This window comes from Rossellomorea orangium (assembly GCF_019334305.1).
In the GTDB taxonomy this organism is placed as follows: domain Bacteria; phylum Bacillota; class Bacilli; order Bacillales; family Bacillaceae_B; genus Rossellomorea.
Window position 1 is genome coordinate 103,838 of the sequence record NZ_JAHWGH010000006.1, and the last position, 7,602, is coordinate 111,439.

The following is a 7,602-nucleotide window of genomic DNA, read 5'->3' on the forward strand; positions in this document are numbered from 1 at the left end:
AGGCAAATATAAATGTCAGCGGAAAAGGAAGAAAAAAAACTCGTCATTCTAATGGGAGTCGTCGCATTCATTATGTTGGCCGTCATAGTAGGAAAATATCTTCTATAAAGAATTATATTCCTGTCTTCATATCTCGCTTTTCCTTCCCATATGTTAAGAGTAATGAAGCGGTAGGTGAACTTAATTATGTGGGCAGAGTTCAAGCAGTTCATTTCAAGGGGGAATGTGTTTGATTTAGCAGTAGCAGTCATCATTGGATCCGCATTCGGTCAAATTGTGGAGTCTCTTGTCCATGACATGATGATGCCTGCAATAGGGATCTTCTTTGGCGGAATTAATTTTGAAGGGTTGCATCTTCGAATAGGGGCAGAGGTGATTGAATTGGGGAAATTCCTGGGCTCATTGGTGGATTTTCTTCTTATATCCATGTGTGTGTTTTTAATGATCAAAGTGGTCAACCGGCTAAAAGGCGGAGATCAGCCTTATAAGGTGAAACAAACGACCAATCTCGAAGTCCTTCAGGAAATCAGAGACATCCTAAAGGACGATCAACGGAGTGCCAAGATAGAGAAGCCGTCAATGGCCCGAGAACTGTTAACAAAAAGCGGGATGAAGATCCAAATGAGGAGAACGGACCGGAAGTCGAAGTGAATTCCTGATCATTGACCTAAATCCTACTTTTATAGTAGGATTACTTTGTGTTGTAAGACTTTTTAAAAAATCCTACGAACAAATGGGGTAATGATCGTGAAAAAAATTCATATCATACATGAAAATAGCGAATGGACCAATCATTTAACGAAACGTCTTGAGGAGCTTCAGCTGGATTATGAAGAATGGTTTTTGGACCAGGGACTTGTGGATCTATCGAAAGAGCCGCCTGAAGGTGTATTTTATAACAGGATCAGTGCATCGTCCCATACACGGAATCATCGTTTTGCACCAGAGTTGACCGAGAGCGTTCTTGCCTGGTTAGAGAGATATGGGAAAAAGGTACTGAACGGAAACCGAGCCCTCCGATTGGAAGTAAGTAAAGTGAATCAGTATATGGCTCTGAATGCCGCAGGAATTAAGACGCCTGAGACCTTTGCCGCTGTCGGAAAAGAGCAAATAATAGAAGCGGCAGAAAATCTCAATAAACCCTCTTTCATCACCAAGCATAATCGTGCTGGAAAAGGACTGGGTGTCCAACTGTTTCATTCGGTCGACGCTTTGAAAAACTACGTATACAGTGATTCGTTTGAAGAACCGTTGGATGGGACGACGCTCATCCAGGAGTATATTGAAGCTCCAGATGCTTCCATTACACGCTGTGAATTTATCGGAGGGAAGTTCATGTATGCTGTAAAGGTGGACACATCAAAGGGATTTGAACTATGTCCTGCTGATGTCTGCCAGGTAGATGATTTATTCTGTCCTGCAGGAGAGCAGGAAGAAAAGCCTAAATTCGAAATCCGGGAAAACTTTACCCATGACATCCTTTCATCTTACGAAACATTTTTATTAGAGAACAGGATCGATATAGCAGGGATCGAATTCATACAAGACAAAGAAGGAACGATCTATACGTATGATGTGAACACCAATACGAATTACAATAAAGATGCCGAAGCGAAGTACGGGCAATACGGTATGTTGGAGTTGGCGAAGTACCTTGGTGAACAATTGAAGACTGTGTAAGTCAGATGACTCTCCTGTTCTTTTCAGGGGAGTTCTCTTATGAAATGCAGGATAAATAGAAAAGCGTAACGAATATGTTTGCAGTATGGTAGAATTTTATAAAGAATACTATTTCTGTGAAAGGTCAAAGGGTAAGGATGATTATTTTTAATCAGGATGTTATTAATAATTTCTTTTATATCATTTTAAGTATATTTTTAGTTTTTTTCCTTATTGAAAAAAAAATGATACATGGTTGGTATACAAGGTTAGCAACCCTTGTTTCTTTTAGTATTGCCATTATCCTGTGCATGCTTTCTCCCATATACCATAATCAATACTGTGTCCATGATCTGAGGATGATCCCGTTTGTTCTTGGCATATTGTATGGGGGCCCTTATACTGGTCTTGCGCTGCTGGCGGTTTTACTTGTATCGAGGACCATGATGTATAGTTGGAGTATCGTTGCATTTGTGATTTATGTGGTCATCTTCTTGATGACGGTCTTCGGGATGAAATGGTTCAAATTCGACCGGTTATCCAGTCGCAAAAAAATCATATTCTCAGTGTTTCTCTTTACCATCCATTCCATCGTTGCTGCCCTGATTGCAAAGGCGATGACGGTATTTGTAATCGATGAAAGTTACTTAATCAATTTCATTCTGCTTCCTTCGTTGGGAATGCTGATCCTGACATACATATGTGAGACGCTGCTAAAACAGATCCAAATCAAACAAGCACTAGTCAAAATAGAAAAGATGGAAGTACTGGCTCAGCTCGCTGCCAGTATCTCTCATGAGGTGAAAAATCCCTTGACCGTGATCAAAGGATTCCTGAGACTTCTCCATCAGGAAAATCTACCAATAGGAAAAAAAGAACAGTATTTAACCATTGCATCATCCGAACTGAACAGGGCAGAAGACATCATCAATGATTATCTTACATTTGCCAGGCCCGACCCGGAACAAGTGGAGGACATCTCCATTGCCGAACAGTTGCATAAGCTTGCTGATATGGTCGAGCCATTGAGTAATCAACAATCTGTGCTTGTGCACAAAGATATTCAGGAGGCCATGATTGTCGGCAATACCCGCAACTTTCAACAGGCATTTCTCAATATCATCAAAAACGCGATTGAATCCATGCCTAAAGGAGGCACCCTTACGATCCATTCAATGGTTCAAAAAGGGGGCGTGACCATTACGATCACCGACACAGGAACCGGCATGACGCCATTGCAACAAGCGAGACTCGGCGAACCTTATTTCTCAACGAAAGAAAAAGGAACGGGCCTTGGACTGATGGTGTCTTACCGGATCATTGAAGCGATGAGGGGCGTTATTACGGTTGAGAGTCGAGTTGGTAAGGGGACAAGCTTTCAAATAATATTTCCGATGGATCAAAGGAAGAATCCTTCATTTATTTAGTAAGGGGGTTCCGTTCAGGGAGGGAACAGCTTCAATCCCACCAAATTCAACAGCAGAAATAGCCGTGTGAATAACACGATATTTAACAGTACAAACCCAGAGCTACTAACTCTGGGTTTTGTATTTAAATAAACCTTTTTAAATATTCGTCAAATATTTTATTCATCACCTTGGGTGTGTTCTCTAAATAAACATTTATTTGTTCCATGTTTGATTCAAATTTATCAGCGTTTCTTTCATCTGTTGGAAAATCGGATATTCCTTTGATAATAATGCATTCAACATCATTCTTCTTACAGATGTAAGCAATGGCACCCGCTTCGGTATCGGCTATGGTTATGTCGTTTTCTTTCAGTTCTAAATAGTCCTGCCACATCACTACTGCTCTATCGGCGGTGCCGATCGTACCGGTGTGAAAATCATTTCCATATTTTGATAGATTTATATCGACTATGAATGATTGTTTAATAAGGGGCTCTACTTCTTTTACTGTGCAATCATATTGAACGGCTTTAATGGGTACAAAAATATCAAGATTACTGAACCTTTCATCTATTCCTGCACATGTTCCGGCAACGATTACTTTCGTTAAATGAAATTTCGAAATCATATACTGATTACCGCCAACACCATTTACTTTTCTTACACCGGTACTATAAAATACAAGTTCGGTATCATCAATGGTTGTGATGAAATACTCGCCATAAGGATAACCGACACGTTCATTATCTTTTATTCCGAAATATGCTAATGTCGCTTCATATTCCCACTTCGTTGCTACACTGATACCTATCATCGACTTACCACCCTACAAATATTAAATTCTTCTTTACTCTGGTCATCAACCATTCGTTATGAATATATCAACATCCATTATTTACAATTTTATCACACTTACAAGAGGCTCAATGATCATATTTCGAATTATGTATTGAATCCTCTTGAATTATCTGATAATATAAATTTCTGCTCCCAAACGCCTACATAATTTTTACAGATTTCGATATGTCTATTTTATCTTGTTCATCCACCTGAGCCTCGTTACCTTAGTGGAAATGACAGGACGTTTTTTTCTCCATTGCGGCTAAAACATTTGGAAGGAGAAATGTATGACGAAGGAATCGAATATCCATCCCGATTTTTCAAGTGAATCAGAACGCTTAGAGTTTACGAAGCGCTACATTGATGTTGTCATCAGTACATCCCAGACGAGTAAGGAAAAGTATAAGGAAAACATGGAAAAAGCTTTTGGAGATATCGATTGGGGCGAGTCGAGTGCCGCCTATATCGATATTTTGACGAACTCAAGCTTTTTTGAAATGTCCAAAGAAGAATTGGAGTCCCTTACGAAAGCAAAAACAAAACCGTATTTTGCCCGGATCGATTTCCAGCATGAGGGGTCCGGCAAGGTGGAGAAGCATTATATTGGGAAGACTTCCCTGTATCAGCGTGAAAATCAGGAGCAAATCATCGTCGACTGGAGATCCCCCATCGCAAACTTGTACTACGAAGGAAGGATCGGTGATGTCTCATACGATGCAGAAGGTGAAACGTATGATGGAGACTTGTCACTAAAGCGTCAATATATGATTGAGGATGGACTTCTGGAGGAAATACGAGATATTGACTTAACCACCACGGATGAACTGCTGCAGGATTCTTTAGCCAAAAGCTCCAGTAACCGTTTGACTGAGATCATTTCCACGATCCAGGAAGAACAGAACCGGATTATCCGGGCCGATTTAAACAAGCCCATCATTGTCCAGGGAGCGGCTGGAAGTGGGAAGACCACAATAGCTCTTCACCGGATTTCGTATTTTATTTATAACTACAAACAACACTTTGATCCAAATCAGCTGATGATCCTTGCTCCCAGTAATTTATTTATCGACTATATATCAGAAGCACTGCCGGAACTTGGCGTTGAACGGGTAAGGCAGACCACATTTACAGATTATGTCATGACTTGCCTGGAGAAGGAACTTTCCATGGTTGAAGATCACAAGCTCATAAAACTGATTGAAACCCATGATGAAGAGATTGAAAACGCATCTTGGATTTCAGGTTTCAAAGGGTCCAAAGCATTCAGGAGGATCCTAGATGATTACCTGGAAGAAATCGAACAGCGCTTTTATACATCGAAAGATTTTTATGTGGACAAATATAAGCTATATACGGCTAAGAAGTTCACCCACCTTTTTAAAGAAGAGTATACGTATATGCCAATCTATCGCAGGATGGAAAAGCTAAAGTCGCTCCTGCAAAGCTACGTCCGTTCAAACAAAAAGCAAATGGTGGATAGGGTAGAGAAATTCTTTGATGAGCGGATCGAAACGGCTCTCTTTGAGCGTTCAAAGGCGGGGAATAGGAAGGAATATGTATCAAAAGCGTTGGACAAGAAAATTGATCGTGTAAACGAGATTAAAAAAGCGATCCGTACAAGCGTCACCGGATATATGAAGCAGTTTGAAAAGAAGAATCTGGATCGATACTTTATCGAATTATTCTCGGATCCCGAGCGCCTTGCTTCCTACTCGAAGGGGGAGCTGAGCAGGGGACAGGCGGAACAGCTTTGTCACTACACGTTGAAGTACGCAAAGAAGAAGCAGTATGAAGTGGAAGATTTGGCAATCCTTCTCTACTTGCAGTCCCATTTGTTTGGAATTGATAAATTTCACAAAGCGAAAAACATCGTGATAGATGAAGCGCAGGATTATAGCTATTTGCAGCTCTATTCATTGAAGAGGGCACTGGAAACCGACATGTTCACGCTGGTCGGGGATCTGGCTCAAGGTATCCACTCTTACCGTGGGCTTCAGTCCTGGGAGCCGGTCTATCGGGATATCTTTCCTAGGGCGACATATACCGAACTTCAAAAAAGCTATCGTACCACGATTGAAATCATGGAGGAAGCGAATAAATTGCTGAGTCTCTTACCCTATGATTTTCCGAAAGTGAATCCGGTGGTGAGGCACGGGGATTCTCCAAGCTTTGATGAGTATGTGGCATTGGATGAACTCGCTTCCTTGATTGAGGAGAAAGTGGATGCAGGACGAGAAGAAGGATTCCAAACCTTCGCTGTGATCGGGAAAAGCATGAAAGACTGTGTGAAGATCAGTTCACTCCTTCAAGAACGGCAGCCCGGGAAAGTGAAGTTACTAGAAGAACAGGAATCGATCCCAAAAGATCAGATCGTCGTCGTTCCATCCTATCTGTCAAAAGGACTTGAATTTGATGTCGTCCTGATTGCTGCACTGGATGAAGCATTCAATCCAAATAATGAACTCGACATCAAGCTGCAATATGTGGCTATGACCCGTCCCCTTCATAAGCTTGCGTTTATAGGGAAAAACAGAGATCAATTTATTGGCCAGTAGAATTTTATAAGGAAAGGTCCGTCCCTCAATCCGAGGGACGGACCTTTCCTTTGTGAAACATTCTTTTTCAATCATAAGATTCGCTTTCTGTTATTGAAATTTGTAAAATAATAAATCAGGAGGGATGCAATATGTTGAAAAACTTACAAAGCACGAAGACGTTACATAACGGGATTGAAATTCCTTATGTCGGTTTAGGAGTTTACCAAATGAAAGATCCGTCTGAAACGGTACAGGCAGTGCGCACTGCGATTGAGTCAGGGTACCGTTCCATCGATACCGCGGCGATCTACGATAATGAGGAAAGCGTAGGACAGGGCGTGAAGGACGGTGGAGTAGCGAGAGAAGAACTGTTCATCACATCAAAAGTATGGAATAGTGATCAAGGCTACGATACGACATTGAAGGCATTTGAAACCAGCCTTAAAAAGCTTGAAATGGATTACCTGGACATGTATCTCATTCACTGGCCGGTGGAAGGCAAGTACAATGATACATGGAAAGCGATGGAGAGGCTCTATGGCGAAGGATTGATCAAGTCGATCGGTGTTAGTAATTTCCATCAGCACCATCTTGAAGACCTGATGAAAAATGGCAATGAAAAGCCCGTTTTAAACCAAATCGAATTACACCCTCGCCTGAATCAGGAAAAGATACGTGAATTCTGTGCATCACAAAATATCGCAGTAGAAGCATGGTCTCCAATCGCTCAAGGAAGAGTATTGGATGAACCTACTTTAAATCACATTGCTGAGAAGCATGAGAAGTCTGCAGCACAAGTGATTCTGCGTTGGCATCTTCAGAACGATGTCATCATTATTCCGAAGTCTGTTCATGAAAGCCGCATCCAAGAAAATGCTGATCTCTTCAACTTCGAACTTTCCATGGAAGAGATGAATCAAATCAACCAATTGAACCTTGATGAACGCTTCGGTCCAGACCCAGACAACTTCGATTTTTAATATATACTTTATATTGAAGAGTTCCGTTTACGAACGGATCTCTTTTTTTTTACCTGTATGTAAAAGGCTGTTTTCGTAAACATTGTTGCTTTTGGATGTAGCGAGTGGCGGTTGATTTCCGCTACAGGTGCTCGCTTTCCGCGGGGCTGGCGGTGAGCCTCCTCGGCTACGCCTGCG

Annotated in this window: 6 protein-coding genes; 5 read left to right on the forward strand and 1 reads right to left on the reverse strand. The window is 41.4% G+C overall.

Annotation, left to right across the window (positions count from 1 at the left end; all coding sequences use genetic code 11):
- Positions 1-186 precede the first annotated feature (186 nt).
- From mscL to KYJ26_RS03020, 3 genes are all read left to right on the forward strand, one after another.
- A complete protein-coding gene (mscL, locus tag KYJ26_RS03010) occupies positions 187-651 on the forward strand; it encodes a large conductance mechanosensitive channel protein MscL (protein ID WP_219165844.1) in 465 nt (154 codons plus the stop codon).
- A gap of 96 nt (positions 652-747) precedes the next feature.
- Positions 748-1,680, forward strand: coding sequence for an ATP-grasp domain-containing protein (locus KYJ26_RS03015; protein ID WP_219165845.1), 933 nt, complete (start codon positions 748-750; stop codon positions 1,678-1,680).
- A 224-nt stretch (positions 1,681-1,904) separates the two neighbouring features.
- A complete protein-coding gene (locus tag KYJ26_RS03020; RefSeq protein WP_219165846.1) occupies positions 1,905-3,086 on the forward strand; it encodes an ATP-binding protein in 1,182 nt (393 codons plus the stop codon).
- A 124-nt stretch (positions 3,087-3,210) separates the two neighbouring features.
- Here KYJ26_RS03020 and KYJ26_RS03025 read toward each other — a convergent pair whose 3' ends face one another.
- Positions 3,211-3,882: a 5'-methylthioadenosine/S-adenosylhomocysteine nucleosidase family protein gene (locus KYJ26_RS03025; RefSeq protein ID WP_219165847.1), complete on the reverse strand. Its 672-nt coding sequence runs from the start codon at positions 3,880-3,882 to the stop codon at positions 3,211-3,213.
- A gap of 313 nt (positions 3,883-4,195) precedes the next feature.
- On the opposite strand from KYJ26_RS03025, the gene helD reads away from it, so the two are divergent.
- Complete coding sequence (gene helD, locus KYJ26_RS03030) at positions 4,196-6,463, forward strand: RNA polymerase recycling motor HelD (RefSeq protein WP_219165848.1); 2,268 nt, start codon at positions 4,196-4,198, stop codon at positions 6,461-6,463.
- Between the two features lie 131 nt (positions 6,464-6,594).
- On the forward strand, positions 6,595-7,425 hold the full coding sequence (locus KYJ26_RS03035) for an aldo/keto reductase (RefSeq protein WP_219165849.1): 831 nt from the start codon (positions 6,595-6,597) through the stop codon (positions 7,423-7,425).
- Positions 7,426-7,602 lie beyond the last annotated feature (177 nt).